This is a genomic window from Oceaniovalibus guishaninsula JLT2003 (assembly GCF_000299575.1).
Taxonomy (GTDB): Bacteria; Pseudomonadota; Alphaproteobacteria; order Rhodobacterales; family Rhodobacteraceae; genus Palleronia; species Palleronia guishaninsula.
On the sequence record NZ_AMGO01000021.1, the window covers coordinates 127246 to 145514 of the forward strand.

The 18269-nt window shown below is 69.4% G+C and carries 20 protein-coding genes; 9 read left to right on the forward strand and 11 right to left on the reverse strand.

The features are described from left to right. Positions 1 to 2 precede the first annotated feature (2 nt). The gene (locus OCGS_RS06660) at positions 3 to 1442 is read left to right on the forward strand and encodes an MFS transporter (RefSeq protein WP_007426468.1); all 1440 of its coding nucleotides are present in this window, start codon (positions 3 to 5) and stop codon (positions 1440 to 1442) included. On the opposite strand, the gene OCGS_RS06665 is transcribed toward OCGS_RS06660, so the two are convergent. Then, the gene (locus OCGS_RS06665; protein WP_007426469.1) at positions 1439 to 2164 is read right to left on the reverse strand and encodes a M48 family metallopeptidase; all 726 of its coding nucleotides are present in this window, start codon (positions 2162 to 2164) and stop codon (positions 1439 to 1441) included. The genes OCGS_RS06660 and OCGS_RS06665 overlap by 4 nt on opposite strands. A 102-nt stretch (positions 2165 to 2266) precedes the next feature. Here OCGS_RS06665 and OCGS_RS06670 point away from each other — a divergent pair, with 102 nt between their 5' ends. The 3 genes from OCGS_RS06670 to OCGS_RS06680 are packed head-to-tail and all read left to right on the forward strand — an operon-like array spanning position 2267 to position 3827. After that, positions 2267 to 2521 carry a hypothetical protein gene (locus OCGS_RS06670; protein ID WP_040610649.1) on the forward strand — a complete coding sequence of 85 codons (255 nt, stop codon included), beginning with the start codon at positions 2267 to 2269 and terminating at the stop codon, positions 2519 to 2521. 2 nt (positions 2522 to 2523) lie between these two features. After that, a complete protein-coding gene (locus OCGS_RS06675) occupies positions 2524 to 3102 on the forward strand; it encodes a nitroreductase family protein (protein WP_007426471.1) in 579 nt (192 codons plus the stop codon). Then, complete coding sequence (locus tag OCGS_RS06680; protein WP_007426472.1) at positions 3099 to 3827, forward strand: EI24 domain-containing protein; 729 nt, start codon at positions 3099 to 3101, stop codon at positions 3825 to 3827. Before OCGS_RS06675 ends, OCGS_RS06680 begins: the two co-directional genes overlap by 4 nt. Here the strand turns inward: OCGS_RS06680 and OCGS_RS14775 are convergent. Both OCGS_RS14775 and mce read right to left on the reverse strand, forming a co-directional pair. Then, the gene (locus OCGS_RS14775) at positions 3757 to 4053 is read right to left on the reverse strand and encodes a DUF1467 family protein (protein ID WP_083848224.1); all 297 of its coding nucleotides are present in this window, start codon (positions 4051 to 4053) and stop codon (positions 3757 to 3759) included. The genes OCGS_RS06680 and OCGS_RS14775 overlap by 71 nt on opposite strands. Positions 4054 to 4056: 3 nt before the next feature. Next, a complete protein-coding gene (gene mce / locus OCGS_RS06690) occupies positions 4057 to 4461 on the reverse strand; it encodes a methylmalonyl-CoA epimerase (RefSeq protein WP_007426473.1) in 405 nt (134 codons plus the stop codon). A 151-nt stretch (positions 4462 to 4612) separates the two neighbouring features. Here mce and OCGS_RS06695 point away from each other — a divergent pair, with 151 nt between their 5' ends. Next, positions 4613 to 5314, forward strand: a complete 702-nt coding sequence (locus OCGS_RS06695) for a response regulator (protein WP_007426474.1) — start codon at positions 4613 to 4615, stop codon at positions 5312 to 5314. 14 nt (positions 5315 to 5328) lie between these two features. On the opposite strand, the gene ilvD is transcribed toward OCGS_RS06695, so the two are convergent. Next, positions 5329 to 7092: a dihydroxy-acid dehydratase gene (gene ilvD / locus OCGS_RS06700; RefSeq protein ID WP_007426475.1), complete on the reverse strand. Its 1764-nt coding sequence runs from the start codon at positions 7090 to 7092 to the stop codon at positions 5329 to 5331. 124 nt (positions 7093 to 7216) lie between these two features. On the opposite strand from ilvD, the gene OCGS_RS06705 reads away from it, so the two are divergent. The 4 genes from OCGS_RS06705 to OCGS_RS06720 are packed head-to-tail and all read left to right on the forward strand — an operon-like array spanning position 7217 to position 11239. Next, positions 7217 to 8089 carry a CPBP family intramembrane glutamic endopeptidase gene (locus OCGS_RS06705; protein ID WP_007426476.1) on the forward strand — a complete coding sequence of 291 codons (873 nt, stop codon included), beginning with the start codon at positions 7217 to 7219 and terminating at the stop codon, positions 8087 to 8089. Positions 8090 to 8147: 58 nt separating this feature from the next. Then, entirely contained in the window at positions 8148 to 9086 is a 939-nt protein-coding gene (accD, locus tag OCGS_RS06710; RefSeq protein ID WP_007426477.1) for an acetyl-CoA carboxylase, carboxyltransferase subunit beta, read from the forward strand. A 29-nt stretch (positions 9087 to 9115) separates the two neighbouring features. Beyond that, positions 9116 to 10351 carry a bifunctional folylpolyglutamate synthase/dihydrofolate synthase gene (locus OCGS_RS06715; RefSeq protein ID WP_007426478.1) on the forward strand — a complete coding sequence of 412 codons (1236 nt, stop codon included), beginning with the start codon at positions 9116 to 9118 and terminating at the stop codon, positions 10349 to 10351. Between the two features lie 60 nt (positions 10352 to 10411). Next, the gene (locus tag OCGS_RS06720) at positions 10412 to 11239 is read left to right on the forward strand and encodes a tryptophan 2,3-dioxygenase (protein ID WP_007426479.1); all 828 of its coding nucleotides are present in this window, start codon (positions 10412 to 10414) and stop codon (positions 11237 to 11239) included. Positions 11240 to 11243: 4 nt separating this feature from the next. Here the strand turns inward: OCGS_RS06720 and OCGS_RS06725 are convergent, their stop codons facing one another. The 7 genes from OCGS_RS06725 to OCGS_RS06755 all read right to left on the reverse strand — a co-directional run bounded on the left by OCGS_RS06725 (position 11244) and on the right by OCGS_RS06755 (position 18152). After that, a complete protein-coding gene (locus OCGS_RS06725) occupies positions 11244 to 11642 on the reverse strand; it encodes a Na+/H+ antiporter subunit G (protein WP_007426480.1) in 399 nt (132 codons plus the stop codon). Continuing rightward, entirely contained in the window at positions 11639 to 11929 is a 291-nt protein-coding gene (locus tag OCGS_RS06730) for a K+/H+ antiporter subunit F (RefSeq protein WP_007426481.1), read from the reverse strand. The genes OCGS_RS06725 and OCGS_RS06730 overlap by 4 nt, the downstream gene beginning before the upstream one ends. Further along, on the reverse strand, positions 11926 to 12414 hold the full coding sequence (locus OCGS_RS06735; protein ID WP_007426482.1) for a Na+/H+ antiporter subunit E: 489 nt from the start codon (positions 12412 to 12414) through the stop codon (positions 11926 to 11928). Before OCGS_RS06735 ends, OCGS_RS06730 begins: the two co-directional genes overlap by 4 nt. Beyond that, entirely contained in the window at positions 12414 to 13943 is a 1530-nt protein-coding gene (locus tag OCGS_RS06740) for a monovalent cation/H+ antiporter subunit D (protein ID WP_007426483.1), read from the reverse strand. Before OCGS_RS06740 ends, OCGS_RS06735 begins: the two co-directional genes overlap by 1 nt. A gap of 10 nt (positions 13944 to 13953) precedes the next feature. Then, positions 13954 to 14325, reverse strand: coding sequence for a Na+/H+ antiporter subunit C (locus OCGS_RS06745; protein ID WP_007426484.1), 372 nt, complete (start codon positions 14323 to 14325; stop codon positions 13954 to 13956). Further along, the gene (locus tag OCGS_RS06750) at positions 14325 to 17201 is read right to left on the reverse strand and encodes a monovalent cation/H+ antiporter subunit A (RefSeq protein WP_007426485.1); all 2877 of its coding nucleotides are present in this window, start codon (positions 17199 to 17201) and stop codon (positions 14325 to 14327) included. The genes OCGS_RS06745 and OCGS_RS06750 overlap by 1 nt, the downstream gene beginning before the upstream one ends. Before the next feature lie 84 nt (positions 17202 to 17285). Continuing rightward, positions 17286 to 18152 (reverse strand): glucosamine kinase nucleotide-binding domain-containing protein, encoded by an 867-nt coding sequence (locus tag OCGS_RS06755; protein ID WP_007426486.1) that lies wholly within the window; start codon positions 18150 to 18152, stop codon positions 17286 to 17288. Positions 18153 to 18269 lie beyond the last annotated feature (117 nt).

Here is an 18269-nt window from a genome sequence, read left to right on the forward strand (position 1 = left end):
CCTTGACCACGACGCATGACGCGACCGCGCCCGCCGCGAACAGATGGATCGCGATGGCGGTGCTGCTGGTCGCCGGGTTCATGAACCTGATCGACGTGACCATCGTCAACGTGGCGCTGCCCCGCCTGCAAAGCGCGCTGGACGCGTCGGAATCGCAGATCGAGTGGGTGGTGGCGGGGTATATCCTGACCTTCGCGCTGTTCCTGCTGCCGGCGGGCCGGGCCGGCGACATCTGGGGACGGCGGCGCATGTTCGTCTGGGGAGTTGCGGTGTTCACCGTCGGCTCGGCGCTGTGCGGCCTTGCGCCGTCCATCGGGACGCTGATCGGCGCGCGGGTGGTGCAGGCGATCGGCGGCGCGATGATGACTCCGCAGACGCTGGCCATCGTGCCGATCATCTTTCCGCCGTCCGAACGCGGCACGGTCTATGCGCTGTTCGGCCTTTCGGCGGGGCTAGCGACGGTGACGGGGCCGGTTCTGGGCGGCGTGCTGATCAAGCTCGATCTTTGGGGGCTGGATTGGCGGCCGATCTTCCTGGTCAACATTCCCATCGGCGTCGCGGCGATCCTGCTGGCGTTCCGCTTCGTGCCGCGCACGCCGGGCACGGCGAGGACCGGCTTCGATGCGGTCGGCGTCGGGCTGGCCGCCGTCGCGCTGCTGCTGGTGGTCTTTCCGTTGATCGAGGGACGGCTGATCGGCTGGCCGGGGTGGATCCTGGCGATGCTGGCCGGTTCGGTCCCTGTCGCCGCGATCTTCGTCTGGTGGCAGCGACGCCAGGCCGAGATGGGCCGTCCGCAGCTTTTGCCGGCGCGGCTGATGGACAATCGCGACTTCCTGCTGGGGACGGGGCTGGTGACGGTGCTGTTCTCGTGCATTCCGGGCTTCTTTCTGGTGATCGCGCTTTATCTTCAGAACGGCTATGGGCTGACGCCGCTGCAATCGGGGCTGACGACGCTGCCGTTTTCGATCGGCGGGCTGATCGCGTCGGTCGCTGCGGGATGGATGGGCAACCGCTGGCTGCGGCCGCGCATCTGCATCGGCGCGCTGATGCTGGCCGTGGCGATGGGCGCCACCCATGTCGTCGTCGCCACGACCGGCGATGCGGTGGTCTGGACCGCCTTTGCCGGTCCGCTGTTTTTGGGCGGTCTGGGGCTGAGCACGACGATCTCGCCGCTGTTCAACACCACGCTGTCGCGGGTGTCGGGTGCCGATACCGGATCGGCCTCGGGCGCGTTGCAGACGTTTCAGCAGGTGGGCGGCGCGCTGGGCGTGGCGTTGCAGGGGCAAATCTTCTTTTCGACCCTGGCCGGGGCCGCGGGCATGCCGGGGCACGACGCCTATGCCACGGCCTTCGGGCTGACGCTGTTCTATACGATGGGCATCATGGCGCTGATGGCGGCGCTGACATGGGTGCTGCCGCGGCCCGATATAGACGGGGCCTAGCGGCCGGCATACCCTGCCGCGACGCGGCGCACGGTATCGACCCGCTGGGCGTTGGGCGGATGCGACCCGAGGAAGCGGTTGCCGGGATCGGGCACGCGTTCGAAATAGGCGACGCCGCGCACCGGGTCGAACCCCGCGCGCAGGGTCAGCACCGCGCCCAGCGCATCGGCCTCAAGCTCGAACGTCTTGCCATAGCGGCGCTGTCCGACATCCGCGCCGACCTGCTGCGCGCGTCTGATCGCGATTTCGTCCCCGCCGAGGATCTGCGCCATCGCGCCCGCCAGCACGGCCCCTTCGGCGGCGGATCGGCGGCCGCGGTCGATATGCCCGGCGATGTGATGCGCGGCCTCGTGGCCCAGGATGAACGCCAATTCGTCGGTGTTGCGCGCCTCGGCGATCAGCGGCAGGGTGAAGCCGATCACCGGCTGGCCGTCGGGCGCGCGCGTCTGGAAGGCGTTGGGCGGAACGCCGGGCCGGTCGTCGATGACGATGGCATAGTCGCACCGCACACCCCGCGTCCGGGCGTTGCATTCGCGCATGGCGACGGGCCGCATGCGATAGATCACCTCGACGAAATTGCGCGCGGCGATTTCGGGGCTTTGCAACCTGTCGGGCACCTGCGAGGGCGGCGGCGGTGGCAGCGATGGCGGCCGCGGCGCGACGACAGGCGTCCCGCAGGCCGTCAGCGCCAGCATCCCGATCGTGGCCAGCCATTTCAGCATCGTCCGTCCCCCCGGTCAGTGCGGTCATCATAACCGCGCGGCGCGCGACCGCCAGCCGATGCGGACTGGCCAGCGGCGGCGGCGTGCCCTAGCTTGCGCGGCATGTTCACCATCGAGCACGATTTCGACGCCACGATCGTCACCCTCGTGGACGATCCCGCGCGTCACAGGCAGGAGGACGTGACCGTCAGCCTGTTCGCCGAATGCATCACCGTCGCCCAATACGACCCGCGTGCGGACAGGGTGACGACGATCACACTGTCGCTGGCGCAGGTGCGCGACCTGCGCGCGGCGCTGGACCTGCCCGAAGGCAGCTATCGCATCGCGCCGCAGGGGCGCGCAGACGCCAAGGAATGACGATGCCCACGCCGAACCCCGCCGCCCTCGACTTTCTGCTGACGCGCCGGTCGCGTCCCGCCAAGACGCTGGGTCTGCCCGTGCCGGACCGCGCGGCGCTGGAGCCGATCCTGCAAGCGGCGCTGCGCAGCCCCGATCACGGCAAGCTGGAACCGTGGCGCCTGATCGTGCTGGAACGCGCGGCGCTGTTGCGTCTTGGCCGGCTGGCGGCGGATCGCGGCGCTGCGCTGGGCAAGTCCGAGCCCGAGATCGCCAAGCAGCGGTCGCAATACGACGATTCGCATCTGGCCGTGGCGGTGATCGCCGTCCCGCAGGACAGCGGCAAGATCCCGGTCGTCGAACAGACCCTGTCGGCGGGGGCGGTGTGCCTTGGATTGCTGAACGCGGCGCTGGCGGCGGGCTGGGGGGCGAACTGGCTGACCGGCTGGGCCAGCCAGGATGCGGATTTCGCGCGCGAGGGCCTGCATCTGGACGCGAACGAATGGGTCGCGGGCCTGATCCATCTGGGGACCGAGCGCGTGACGCCGCCCGAACGGCCGCGCCCCGACATGGCGGCCAAGGTCAGCTGGCTGAGCGCATGACCATCGCGCGCGACGTGTCGCTGGCGCTGGCGCAGATGGGCGACCGGCGGTTCCGGGGCGTCCTGCTGCGCGGGATCGGCCTGACGCTGGCGCTGCTGGTCGGGGCGACGGCGCTGGTGGCGTGGGGCATCGGCTGGCTGCTGCCCGACAGCGTCAGCCTGCCGTGGATCGGTCCGGTCGGATGGCTCGACAACCTTGCTTCGGGGGCGGGCGGCGCGGCGATGCTGGTGCTGTCGGTGTTCCTGATGATCCCGGTGGCCAGCTTCTGCACGTCGTTCTTTCTGGACGACGTGACCGACGCGGTCGAGGCGCGCTATTACCCCGCGCTGGCCCCCGCCCCGCGTCTGGGGCTGGCCGAGGGGCTGGCCGAAAGCCTGTCGTTTCTCGGCGTGCTGCTGGTGGCGAACGTCGTCGCGCTGATCGCCTATCTGCTGGTCGTTCCGGCGGCGCCGTTCATCTTTCTGGCGCTGAACGGCTATCTGCTGGGGCGGGAATATTTCCAGCTTGTCGCGCGCCGCCGTCTGGGCGCACAGGGCGCGCGTGCGTTACGCAAGCGTCATGCGGCGCGGATCTGGCTGGCGGGGATCGTCATGGCGGTGCCGCTGCTGGTGCCGGTGGTGAACCTGCTGGTGCCGGTGCTGGGGGCCGCGACCTTCACCCACCTGACCCATCGGTTGATGGCAAGGGCGTCATCCGGCCGAACCAGTCCAGATCGCGCGCGGTGAACCCGCCCCAGACGATGATCGACGCCACCACGGCCCAGATCAGCGTGGCCCATACCGTCGTCCAGAACGCCTTGCGCTTCATGGAAATGCGCGCCGGCGATCCGGCATGGGTGCCCGGAACGATCTCGCCCTCGTCGCCCTGGGTGCTGAGGCCGATCGGCAACATCACGAACAGCGTCATGAACCAGATGACCGCGTAAAGGACGATGCCGCTGGTGATGCCCATGGCTCAGACCTGTTCCAGCTCGACCAGGCAGCCGTTGAAATCCTTGGGATGCACGAACAGCACCGGTTTGCCATGCGCGCCGATCTTCGGTTCGCCGTCGCCCAGAACCCGCGCGCCCTTGTCCAGCAGCCGGTCGCGGGCATCGCGGATATCGTCCACCTCATAGCAGATGTGATGGATGCCGCCCGCCGGGTTCTTTTGCAGGAACCCCGCGATGGGCGATGCGTCGCCCAGCGGATGCAGCAATTCGACCTTGGTGTTGGGCAGCGTGACGAAGACGACGCGCACGCCGTGGTCGGGTTCGTCCTGCGGCGCGCCGACATCGGCGCCCAGCATGTCGCGATATTGCGCCGAAGCCGCGTCGAGGTCGGGGACGGCGATGGCGATGTGGTTCAGTCGTCCGATCATGGCACCCTCCGTTTGGGGCGGGGATAGTGCGCGCGGGGCACGGCGGCAAGGGGCGCGGCCATCCGGCGGGCCGTGGTTAACCCCCTGTTAGGCAAGCTGCCGTCTGATCGGGGCATCGAATCGCCCGTGAGGCCCCATCAGGACACCCGCCATGACCGACCGCATCGACGACATCCTCGTGCCCTATCGGCCGACCGCCGACCGCCCGTTGCTGGGCCAGACCGTGCTGCTGGCCGAGGACAGCCGTTACGCGGGTGAGACGATGCGCCTGATCTGCCTGCGCAGCGGCGCCCGCATCCGGCGCGCCGACAGCCTGCGCGCGGCGGCCCGGCACCTGACCAACTATCGCCCCAGCGTGGTGGTGATCGACGCGGGCCTGCCGGACGGTTCGGGGCTGGACCTGCTGTCGCAACTGGCGGCGGCCAGTCCGCGAATCCCGGTCCTGCTGGCGATCTCGGGCGACCCCGATCTGCGCGACGCGGCGCTGGCGACAGGGGCGGACGGGTTTCTGGCCAAGCCCATCGCGTCGGTGGCCGCGTTCCAGTCGGCGATCCTGGCGCATCTGCCGGCCGGCGCGCATCCCGCCGGCCCCCGCGCCTTGTCGCAAGAGGACGTGCATCCAGACGATGCCGCGCTGGCCGACGACCTGACCCTGCTGGGCAACCTGCTGGACGGGCCGGGCGACGACGCGACCCGCGACTATGCCGTCCGCTTCGCGCTGGGCCTTGCCCGCAGCATCGGCGACACGGCGCTGGAACGCGCGGCGATGGCGGCGCTGGACGATCCGGCGCTGACCGGGCGGCTGAAGCACGCCGTCCTGTCCCGTCTGCCGGTCAGGGCAATGGCCGTCTGACGCGTCCCGCCCGGCTAGAGATCCATGTAGATATGCTTTTCGGCCGCGGCCCCCGGATGGGTGACGGCACCCTTGTTCGTGGCGCCGACAAGCTGGGCGTATTTCCACAGCGCGCCCGACGCATAGATCGTGTCGCGCGGGCCGGTCCATTCGGCGCGGCGGCGGGCCATCTCGTCGTCGGTGACATCCACGCTCAGCACGCCCTGCGTCGCGTCCAGCGTGATCACGTCGCCGTCGCGGACCAGCGCGATGGGACCGCCCTGGGCCGCTTCGGGGCCGACATGGCCGACGCAGAAGCCGCGCGTCGCGCCCGAAAAGCGGCCATCGGTGATCAGCGCCACCTTCTTGCCCATCCCCTGCCCCGACAGGGCGGCGGTGGTGGACAGCATCTCGCGCATGCCGGGGCCGCCGGCGGGGCCTTCGTTGCGGATGACGATGACCTCGCCCTCGTTGTAGGCGCGGGCCTTGACGGCCGCGAACGCGTCCTCCTCGCATTCGAAGACGCGGGCGGGGCCCGTAAAGACCTGCTCGGCCCGGCTCATCCCGGCGACCTTGACGATGGCCCCCTCGGGCGCAAGGTTGCCCTTCAGCCCGACGACGCCGCCGGACGGGGAAAGCGGCGCGGCGATGGGATGGATGACGCGGCCATCCGCCTCGCGGTCGATGCGGTCCAGCTCCTCGCCGATGCTGCGGCCCGATGCGGTCAGGCAATCTTCGTGGACCAGCCCGGCCTTGCGCAGCTCTTTCATCACCACGGGCAGGCCGCCCGCATCGTAGAGATCCTTGGCGACGAACTGGCCGCCGGGCTTGAGATCGACGAAATAGGGCGTGTCGCGGAAGATCTCGCAGACGTCGTCGAGGTCGAAGTCGATGCCGGCCTCGTGCGCCATCGCGGGCAGGTGCAGCCCGGCATTGGTCGATCCGCCCGTGCAGGCGACGACGCGGGCGGCGTTTTCCAGGCTTTGCCGGGTCACGATGTCGCGGGCGCGGATGTTCTTCTCGATCAGGTGCATGACCGCCTGGCCGGATGCCTGCGCATACTGGTCGCGGCTTTCATAGGGCGCGGGCGCGCCAGACGAATTGAACAGCGCCAGACCGATCGCCTCGGACACGCAGGCCATGGTGTTGGCGGTGAACTGGCCGCCGCAGGCCCCGGCGGACGGACAGGCGACGCGTTCCAGGATGGCCAGCGCCGCGTCCGACAGGGTGCCGTTCTGGTGGCGGCCCACCGCCTCGAACATGTCCTGCACGGTCAGGTCGCGGCTGGCGAAATCGTCGGGCACGTCCGCGCCCGCCGGAACCTTGCCCGGCAGGATCGAGCCGCCGTAAAGGAACACCGAAGGCGTGTTCAGCCGGATCATCGCCATCATCATACCCGGCAGCGACTTGTCGCAGCCCGCCAGACCGACGATGGCGTCATAGCAATGGCCGCGCATCGTCAGTTCCACCGTGTCGGCGATGGCCTCGCGGCTGGCCAGCGACGAGCGCATGCCTTCGTGGCCCATGGCGATGCCGTCGGTAACGGTGATGGTGGTGAATTCGCGCGGGGTGCCGCCGGCCGACTTGACGCCCATCTTGACCGCCTGCGCCTGACGGTTCAGCGCGATGTTGCACGGTGCCGCCTCGTTCCAGCAGGTCGCGACACCGACGAAAGGCTGGGCGATCTGTTCCTCGTCCAGACCCATCGCATAGTAATAGCTGCGGTGCGGCGCGCGTGCCGGACCTTCGGTCACGTGCCGGCTAGGAAGGTTCGATTTGTCGGTCCTGGTCTTCAGCATGGCATCCTCCGGCCGCGAAAGGGGTCGCCTCGGGTCTAGGTCAGGCGTCCGGACCGGGCAAGCGCGATTGCGGCACGGGGGCGGCGCGGCTAGGGTCCGCGCGACCGCGGTTCACCGGACATCCATGACGCCCTTCGCCGCCTATATCGCCCCCGCCCGCGCACGACCGCAGATCTGGCGGCTGGCGGCGGGCCTGATCCTGTGCACGCTGGTCATGGTGCTGTGGGTGGGCGCGCTGCTGGGCCTGGTGCTGATGCTGACGGGGGTGCAGGCGGCGCAGGACTGGGCCGCGCGGATGCCCTCGGGCGGGTCGCCTACCGCCACGCTGCTGATGCTGTTCGGCTTCACCGGGCTGGCGCTGGGCCCGGCCCTGGCCGCGCGCGTGCTGCATGGGCGCAGCCCGCGGACGCTGCTGGGGCCACCCGGCGCGGCGACGCGCGATTTCATTCGGGCCGTCGCCGTGGTGGCCGCGATTTATGGGCTCGGGCTGGCCGTATGGGGGTGGGGATACGACACGCTGCCGAACCTCGATCCGGGGGTGTGGCTGACCTTCCTGCCGCTGGCGCTGGTGGCGGTGCTGATCCAGACCGGCGCCGAGGAGCTGCTGTTTCGCGGCTATATCATGCAGCAGCTTGCTGCGCGCTTCGCCTCGCCGCTGGTCTGGATGGCGCTGCCGGCGCTGGTCTTCGGCGCGCTGCATTACGATCCCGCCCAAGCCACGGCCAGCGCGCTGGGCATCGTCGCGGCGACGACGGTCTTCGGCCTGATCGCGGCGGATCTGACCCGGCGCAGCGGCAATCTGGGCGCGGCCTGGGGGCTGCATTTTGCCAACAACACGCTGGCGATCCTGCTGGTCGCGACGCAGGACACGATCACCGGCCTCGCCCTGCGCGTCACCCCTTATGGCGTCGAGACGATCGGCCCCGCGCTGATGCTGGGCGATGCCGCGATGCTGGGGGTCGTGTGGCTGGTGCTGCGGCGCGTGACGGGCCGCTGATTGCAATGCGCGGCGTCACGGCGTATTTCGGGCGCGGTTGCAAGGGGGCGCTGGCTGCATGAACTGGATCTCGAACTACGTCCGGCCCAAGATCAACTCGCTCTTTTCGCGGCGCGAAATCCCCGAGAACCTGTGGACCAAGTGCGACGCCTGCGGAACGATGCTGTTTCACCGCGAACTGGACGAGAACCAGCAGGTCTGCACGAATTGCGGCAACCACATGCAGATCGCGCCCCGCGCGCGGTTCGACGCGCTGTTCGACGGCGGCACCTATGTCGAGGTGCCGGTCGAGGCGCCGAAGCCCGATCCGCTGCATTTCCGCGACCAGAAGAAATATCCCGACCGCCTGCGCGCCGCCCAGCGCGCCACCGGCGAAAAAGAGGCGATGCTGGTCGCCGAAGGCGAGATCGGGCGCACGCCGATCATCGCCGCCGCGCAGGATTTCAGCTTCATGGGCGGATCCATGGGGATGTATGTCGGCAACGCGATTCTGGCCGCCGCCGCCCGCGCGGTCGAGACGCGGCGGCCACTGGTCCTGTTCTCGGCCGCCGGCGGCGCGCGGATGCAGGAAGGCATCCTGTCGCTGATGCAGATGCCGCGCACCACCGTCGCGGTCGAGATGCTGAAGGAAGCGGGCCTGCCCTATATCGTCGTGCTGACCCACCCCACCACCGGCGGCGTCACCGCCAGCTATGCGATGCTGGGCGATGTGCAGATCGCCGAGCCGGGCGCGCTGATCTGTTTCGCGGGCCCGCGCGTGATCGAGCAGACGATCCGCGAAAAGCTGCCCGAAGGGTTCCAGCGCGCCGAATACCTGCTGGAACACGGGATGCTGGACCGCGTGACCGACCGCCGTGCGCTGCGCGACGAGCTGGTGACGATCCTGCGGATGATGCTGTCGCTGCCGCCCGCGATCCACGGCGAACTGCCGCCCCCCGCGCCCGAGACGCACGCCGCCCCGGACGAGGCGCGGCCCGTGCCGGTGGACGAACCCTGAGCGGACCGGACGCCATCCTGACGCGGCTGATGACCCTGCACCCCAAGGTCATCGACCTGACGCTCGACCGGATGTGGCGGCTGCTGGATGCGCTTGGCAACCCGCAGGACGCGCTGCCGCCGGTGATCCACGTGGCGGGCACCAACGGCAAGGGATCGACGCTGGCGATGATCCGCGCGGGGATCGAAGGGGCGGGCCAGACGGCGCATGTCTATACCTCGCCGCATCTGGCGCGGTTCAACGAACGCATCCGCGTCGCGGGCGACCTGATCGGCGACGACGCGCTGTCGGCGCTGCTGGACGAATGCGAGGCCGCGAATGGCGGCCGGCCGATCACCTTCTTCGAGATCACCACCTGCGCCGCGCTGCTGGCCTTCGCCCGGACCCCGGCCGATTACTGTCTGCTGGAGGTCGGCCTCGGCGGCAGGCTGGACGCGACGAACGTGGTCGCGCGGCCTCGCCTGACGGCGATCACCCCCGTATCGCCGGATCACCAGCAGTATCTGGGTGACACGCTGCCGCTGATCGCGGGCGAAAAGGCCGGCATCCTCAAGCCCGGCGTGCCCTGCATCGTCGGGCGGCAGCAGGATGCGGCGCTCGACGTGATCGAGGCGGCCGCCGCCCGTCTGGCCGCGCCGCTGCTGGTGCGCGGGCAGCATTGGCATACCGACATCCAGCATGGGCGGCTGGTCTTTCAGGACGAAACCGGGCTGCTGGATCTGCCGCTGCCCAACCTGCCCGGCCCGCACCAGATCGACAATGCGGGCGCCGCGCTGGCGGCCCTGCGCTGCCTGCGCATCGCCCCGGCGGCGTTCGAGGCGGCGGTGACGCGCGCCGAATGGCCCGCGCGGATGCAGCGCCTGCGGCGCGGCCCGCTGCCCGATGCGGCACCGCGCGCCGAATTGTGGCTGGACGGCGGCCACAACCCCGCCGCGGGCGACGCGCTGGCCGCGACGCTGGCGGGGATGCCGCGCCGGCCCACGCGGCTGGTCTGCGGGATGCTGAACACCAAGGACGTGGCAGGCTATCTGCGCCCGCTTGCCGCCCATGCCGACAGCCTGACCGCGATCTCGATCCCGGACGAGGCGAACACCCTGCCCGCCGAAGCCACCGCCGATGCCGCGCGGGGGGCGGGCCTGCGCGCCGACATCGCCGACAGCGCCCTCGATGCCGTGCGCGCCATCGCGGCGGCCGATCCCGAGGCGCGCATCCTGATCTGCGGATCGCTCTATCTGGCCGGAAACGTGCTGCGCGACAACGGCTGACGCTTGCCCCGCGTGGCGCGCCGGCCTAGCGTCGGATCGAAGCACCGGCAGGGGACCGCCATGCCGCCCGATCCCGTCCACGAGGCCGAAACCGATTTTCGCGACCGCATGTCCTATGGCGACTATCTGTTGCTGGGGGCGCTGCTGGACGCGCAGCATCCGCTGACCGATGCGCCGGACGAGATGCTGTTCATCATCCAGCACCAGACATCCGAACTGTGGATGAAGCTGATGCTGACCGAGCTGGACGCCGCCCGCCGCGCCATCGCCGACGATCGCGCGCCCGAGGCGTTCAAGATGCTGGCGCGGGTGTCGCGCATCCTCGAACAGCTCAACAGCGCGTGGGACGTGTTGCGCACGATGACGCCCAGCGACTACACCACCTTCCGCGAAAGGCTGGGGCAATCGTCGGGGTTCCAGTCGCTGCAATACCGCTTGGTCGAATACGCGCTGGGCAACCGCAACCGCGCGACGGCAAAGGCCCATGCCCACGATGCCGGGGCCGTGGCCGCGCTGGACGCCGAACTGGCGCGGCTGACGCTTTATCAGGAAGTGCTGGCCTTCGCCGCGCGGCGCGGCATGGACGTGCCCGCGCATCTGATCGACGCCCCCTCGGCCGGCCCGCATGCCCCTGACCCGCGCGTTCAGACGATGTGGGCATCCGTCTATCGCGCGACCGACCGGCACTGGACCCTTTACGAGATGGCCGAGAAGCTTGTCGATCTGGAGGATTACTTCCGCCGCTGGCGCTTCAACCACGTCACCACGGTCGAGCGCATCATCGGCTTCAAGCGCGGCACGGGCGGAACGGCGGGCGTCGAATATCTGCGGCGGATGCTGGCGGTCGAGCTTTTTCCCGAACTCTGGCACGTCCGCACCGACCTGTGACCGCTCAGATCGGGTCGCGCGGCTCGCCCGGCGTGCGTTCCGAGATCGCGGGCGGATCGTCGAAGCTGGCCCAGCCGCGGTCGGTTCCCGTGGGCGGCAGATCCTCGGGGGGAATGTTGCGGTGCATATGCGCCTTGGCGATGAAATTGGCCGTCACCGGCGCCGTCAGGATCAGAAAGGCGGTGATCATCAGCTCGTGGAAGGACAGCGTGCCTTCCTGGCGATAGTAATAGACCATCGACGCGATCAGCACGCCGCCCACGCCCAGCGTCGTTGCCTTGGTCGGCGCATGCAGCCGCTGCATCGCGTCGGGCAGGCGCACCAGCCCGTAGGATCCCACCAGGCCGAAGATCGACGCGACGATCAGCGCCGCCCCGGCCACGATATCCAGAAACAGCGTCATTCGATGATGTCTCCCCGCAACGCGAAGCGGCAATAGGCCACGGTCGAGACGAAGCCGACCATCGCGATCAGGATCGACGCCTCGAAATAGACCTGACTGCCCAGCCACATGCCGTAAAGCACGATCAGCGCGATCACGTTGATGACCATCGTGTCCAGCGCCAGGATCCGGTCGGAAACCCCCGGCGCATGGGCGATGCGGTAAAGGCAGAACAGCAATCCCAGCGAAAAGGCCGCGGTGGCGCAGATCAGCGGGATGGCGACGATCAGGGACGGTGTCGGGTTCATGGAAAGATCTCCAGCAGCCGGCGTTCATAGCGATGCTTGATCTCGGCGCAGACGGCGGCCGGATCGTCGGTATCCAGACAATGCACCAGCAGGCTGCGCCCGTCCGCCGACAGCATGGCCGAAACCGTGCCCGGCGTCAGCGTGATCGTGCCCGCCAGCATCGAGATCGCCTCGGGCGAGGTGACGTCCAGCGGGATCACCACCCAGGCCGACCGAATCCGGTCCCGCGGCCGGAACAGCACGATCTTCGCGACCGCGATATTGGCCAGCACGATGTCCCAGAACACCAGCAGGCAATAGAAGGCCAGCGACAGCGGCTTTTTCAGCACCGGCACGCCCGGCCAGTAGGGCGAGGTCAGGATCGGGATGACGACGCCCAGGATGACGGCCATCACCAGCGTGCCCAGCGAAAAGGAATTGACCAGCGCCAGCCATACCAGCACCAGCGTCAGCGTCAGCAGCGGATGGGGCAGCAGCCGCCGCATCACCGCATCCCCCCCGCCAGCACCGCCCCGATATAGGCGGGCGTGTCGTAAAGCTGCCGCGCCGTCGCGTCGGCATATCCCGCGACGGGTCCGGCCAGCACCGTCAGCAGGATCAGCGCGCCGATGGCAGCGGCTGCCGCGATCACCGCCAGCGCCGGGCTGGGCGCGTCCGCGGCCGGTCCCTTGGGCGCGTCCTGCGCCGTTTCGTGCGGCTTCCAGAACAGCGTGCTGCCCGCCCGCGCGAAGCCCACGACCTGCACCAGCGACCCGATCAGCACCGTGGCCCAGATCGCCCAAACCCAGCCCGATACCCGCGCCGCGTCGAGGATCAGCAGCTTGCCGACGAAGCCCGACAGCGGCGGCAACCCCGCCAGGGCGATGGCCGCCGCAAAGAACAGGGCCGCGATGGGACCGGCCATGCCGATTACCGGCCCGGTCCGCAGGTCGCCCCCCGCATCCCCCCGACGCGAAACGGCCAGATCGGCCACCAGGAACAGCGCCGCCGCCGCCAGCGTCGAATGGATCAGGTAATAGATCGCCGCCGCCGTCGCCTGCGGCGTGATCAACGCCACGCCCACCATCAGCGTGCCCATCGACGCCAGCACCGCGAAGGCCGCGAGGATGCCCAGCCGCCGCGCGCCCAGCACGCCTAGGGCGCCCACGGCCAGCGTCACCAGCGCCGCCGGAAGCAGCCATTCGGTCAGCATCCCGTCCGTCGCGGCGATGTTCGGGCCGAACACCGTCGTGGTGAAGCGGACGATCGCATAGGCGCCCACCTTGGTCATGATCGCGAACAGGGCCGCCACCGGCGCGCTGGCGCTGGAATATGCGCCGGGCAGCCAGAACTGCACCGGGAACAGCGCCGCCTTGATCGCGAAGACCCCAATCAACAGCATCACCGCCGTCCGCAGCAGCGCCGAGTCCTCCAGCGGGATCGTCGCCGACACGCGCGCCAGATCGGCCATGTTAAGCGTCCCCGTCACCGCATAGATCGTGCCCAGCGCGAACAGGAACAGCGTCGAGCCCGCCAGATTCATCACCACGTATTGCAGCCCGGCCCGCAGGCGCGCGCCCCCGCCGCCGTGAATGATCAGCCCATAGGACGCGATCAGCAGGATTTCGAAGAAGACGAACAGGTTGAACGCGTCGCCGGTCAGGAACGCGCCCATCAGCCCCATGAGCTGAAACTGGAACAGGGCGTGGAAATGCCGCCCCCGCGCGTCCCATCCGCTGCCCAGCGCGTAAAGCAGCACGATCAGCGCCAGCGCCGATGTCAGCACCGTCATCAGCGCCGACAGCCGGTCCAGAACCAGCACGATCCCGAAGGGCGCGGGCCAGTTGCCCAGCTCATAGACGTGGATGCCGCCCTGCGCGGCCAGCATCGCCAGCCCGCCGGTGATCGTCAGCAGCAGAACGGTTCCCGCCAGCCCGGCCACCCGCGCCAGCACGATGTCGTGGCGCATGGCGACGGCCATGATCGGCGCCAGCAGGGCGGGCAACAGGATGGGGGCGATGATCCAGTGGTTCACGAACGGCGCCTCATCGCAGGTCGGCCCCGCTCGGCGGCATCTCGTGATCCTCCTCGTCGGTCTCGGAAATGTCGATGCGGTCGGTGCCCGATTCCAGGAACGCCCCCAGCGCCACCAGAACCACCACCGCCGTCATTCCGAACGAGATCACGATGGCCGTCAGCACCAGCGCCTGCGGCAGCGGGTCGGTATAGGTGCCCGCGCCGCTGCCCAGCACGGGCGGCGCCCCGCTGACCAGCCCGCCGGTCGAGAACAGGAACACGTTGACCGCATAACTCAGCATCGACACGCCCAGGATAACCGCGAAGGCGCGCAACCGCAGGATCAGATAGATCCCCGCGGCCGTCAGCACGCCGATGCCCGAGGCGACCAGAAACTCCATCAGCGGTTCCCCGCCTTGCCGGACGGATCGAAATCCATCGGCCCCTCGTCGGCCTGCCCGCCGGCGCGCCGCGCGATCCGGCTGAGGCTGTAGAGCATCAGCAGCACCGATCCCAGCACGGTCAAGAACACGCCCAGATCGAACAGCATCGCGGTCGCCAGCTCGAACCTTTCCAGCGGCGGAATGGTGAAGTAACCGAAGGCGGATGTCAGGAACGGCACCCCGGCCAGCATCGAACCCGCGCCGGTCAGCAGCGCCACCACGACGCCCAGCCCGATCAGCGTGTGATAGGCGACGCGCTGGCGGTTCTGCGTCCAGGCGAACCCGCTGGCCATGTATTGCATCAGCACCGCGATGGCTACGACCAGCCCGGCGATGAACCCGCCCCCCGGATCGTTGTGGCCGCGCAGGAAGATGAACGCGCCCACCATGACCGCGATGGGCAGCATCAGCCGCGTCACCACCACCATCAGCAGCGGATGCCGGTCGCGCGACCGGGTCTGCCCGAACTGCCAGTTGATCAGCTTGGCCGAGGCCGGACCGGCCAGCAGCGCATCCATCAGCGCATAGATGGTCAGACCGGCGATCCCCAGCACGATGATCTCGCCGAACGTGTCGAAGCCGCGGAAATCCACCAGGATCACGTTGACGACGTTGGTGCCGCCCCCGCCGGTCTTGGAATTGGCCAGATGGAAGGCGCTGATGCTGTCCACGTCGCGGCGCATGAACGCGAAGGCCAGCAGCCCCACCGCCCCGCCGCCGATCGCGGCGATCACCGCGTCGCGCCCGCGCCGCAGCATCGACGATTCCGCCACCGTCACCTTGGGCAGGAAATGCAGCGCCAGCAACAGCAGCAGGATCGTCACCGTTTCAACCGTAATCTGCGTCAGCGCTAGGTCGGGCGCCGACAGATAGACGAAACCGAACGACACCATCAGCCCGATGACCGAGATCACCACCAGCGCCAGGTAACGCTGCCGGTGCCAGACCACGACCGACAGGGCCGCCACCACCGTCAGAAGCCATGCGACCCATGCCGCCTCGGGGACCGGCAGGACGGGGCGGTCGGCCATCCGCAGCCCGCCGCCCGACCACGCCCAGACCGCCAGCGCCACCGTCGCCGTGACGAAGATCGCCAGATAACGTGTCAGCGCCCCGTTATGCGTGACCCCGATCAGCCGCGCCGACCCGGCCGCCGAGGCGCCCACGATGGCGTCGAAGATCGACTTCGCCTCGGGGCGGGGGGCGGCGTCCCAGGCGCGCGACAGCGGCCCGTGCAGCGCCAGCAGCACCGCGCCACCCGCCACGGCCGCCACGCTCAGCCACAAGGCAGGCGTCACGCCGTGCCACAGTTTCAGCGAATAATAAGGCAGATCGCCCTGCCCCACGCCGATCACCGCCGAGGACGCGACGGCGACGATCGGCCCCACCATCGCGGCCGAAGCCAGGCCGATGGCGATGACCAGCACCGTCAGGAAGGCGGGCGCGAACCACAGTCCTGCGCCCGGATCGTGCGGTTCGGCCGGATAATCGTCGCGCACCTTGCCGCCGAAGGTGTGGAACGCGAAGCGCAGCGAATAGGCCACCGACAGCAGCGCGCCCAGACAGGCCAGCGCGGGCAGCAGCCAGTGATTGTCGCCCAGCGGGGTATGCACCGCCTCCTCCAGCATCATTTCCTTGCTGATGAAGCCGTTCAGCGGCGGGATCCCGGCCATCGACAACGCCGCGACGACGCCGATGGTCGCGGTCAGCGGCATCAGCCGCGCCAGCCCGCCCAACCGCCGGATGTCGCGCGTATGCGCGGCGTGGTCGATAATGCCCGCCGACATGAACAAGGCCGCCTTGAAGGTGACGTGGTTGATGATGTGGAACACCGCGACGACGGCGGCGGCAGGCGTGGAAAAGCCCAGCAGCATCACGATCAGTCCCAACTGGCTGACCGTGGAAAACGCCAGCAGCGCCTTCAGGTCGTCCTTGAACAGCGCGATCAGCGCGCCCACGATCATCGTCACCAGCCCCGTCAGCGTGACGATCCAGAAGAACGCCTCGGTTCCCGACAGCACGGGCCACAGCCGCGCCAGCAGGAAGATCCCCGCCTTCACCATCGTCGCGGAATGCAGATAGGCCGAAACCGGCGTCGGCGCGGCCATCGCATGCGGCAGCCAGAAATGAAACGGGAACTGCGCCGATTTGGTGAAGCAGCCCAGCAGGATCAGCAGCAGCGCCGGCAGATAAAGCGGACTGGCCCGGATGACGTCGCCCGCCGCCAGGATGTCGCCCAGCCGATAGCTGCCGGCGATGCCGCCCAGGATCAGCATTCCCCCGATCAGCGCCAGACCGCCCATGCCGGTCACGGCCAGCGCCATCCGCGCGCCCTGCCGCCCCTCGGGCAGATGTTTCCAGTAACCGATCAGCAGGAACGACGACAGCGATGTCAGCTCCCAGAAGATCAGCAGAAGCAGCACGTTGTCCGACAGCACGATGCCCAGCATCGCGCCTTGGAACAGCATCAGATAGGTCATAAACTGGCCCATCGGATCGTCGCCATCCAGATAGAAGCGTGCATAGAGGATGATCAGCAGGCCGATTCCCAGGATCATCACGGCGAACAGCAGCGCCAGGCCGTCTAGCCGGAACGCCACCTCCAGCCCCAGTTGCGGCAGCCACGCGAAGGCGGCCATCGGCACCTCGCCCCGCAGGACCGCTGGCGCGCGCAGCAGCACCAGGATCAGCGCCAGCATCGTCGCCGACGCGCAGGAGATGGCGCAGGCATTACGGCTTGCCCGGATCATGACGCCCGGCAGCAGCGCGCCCAGAAACGGCAGCGCGGCGATCAGCGGCAGCATCGTGTCGGCTGAAATGGCGTCTGGCGGCATATGGTCCATCTGTCGTCGGCGCTATGCACAGGTCTAGCGGGTGCGCGCGCGGATTGCCAAGCCCTTCCGCGACCGGCCGCCATTTCACCCCTCGGCATAAGCCCGCGCCAGGATCAGCGCGCCGTCCAGCGGCGTGCCCAGGGGCGGCACGAACCGCCGCCCGTCCCTGTCCAGCGCCGCGCGGTAAAGCGGCCCCAGCCCGCCCGTCAGGCACAGCGGATCGTCCGCCGCGTGCCCCAGCGCGGCCAGCGCGCGTTCCATCCACGCCGCCCCTTCGGCCACGATGCCGCGCGCGGTGGCGTCCCCGTCGGCGGCCGCGCGCATCACCTCGGGGGCCAGCGCGCCCAGATCGGCGGGCTGCGCGGTGGCGGCGAAGGCCACCAGCCCCTGCGGCGTCCCGCCCATTCGCGCCAGCAGCGCGTCCGTCAGCGGCGAGGGGTCGCGCATCCCGTCCGCCGCCTCCAGCGTCGCGGACAGCGCGGCGCGCCCCAGCCAGGCGCCCGACGCGCAATCGCCCAGCCGCAGGCCCCAGCCGCCCACGCTGCGCACCGCGCCGTCCTGCCGGCGGCCCGCGAAGCTGCCGGTGCCGATGGCCAGCACCGTGCCGTCGCCCTGCGGCCCCAGCGCGCCGGCGATGACGATGCCCCGATCCTCGTCCACGCGGGCGCGCGTGCAGGGCAGCGCGGCAGCCGCGCGCGCCGCCGTCTGCGGCGACTGCACGCCGGCCAGCCCGGCATGGCAGACTGCCCCCCTTGCGTCGTCGTCCGACAGCCCCGCATCCCGTGCCGCCGCCGCGATGGCCGCCCGCACATTGGCGATGCCGGCGTCGAAATCCGTGGTCAGGTTCGCCGGCCCCGCCAGCCCCGTTCCCAGCCGGCGGCCTTCGGTATCCCAGAACGCCGCCCGGCACCCCGTGCCGCCGCCATCCACGCCCAGATAGATCCGCCCCATGCCCTCCGCCCCGATCCGTGCTGCTCCTTCAAGGACAGACGGCAAAATTCCGGGATGGACAAGCCGGATGCGAAAGGCTTCGATACCGCAGGCAGGGCACGGGGACAGCACAACGAT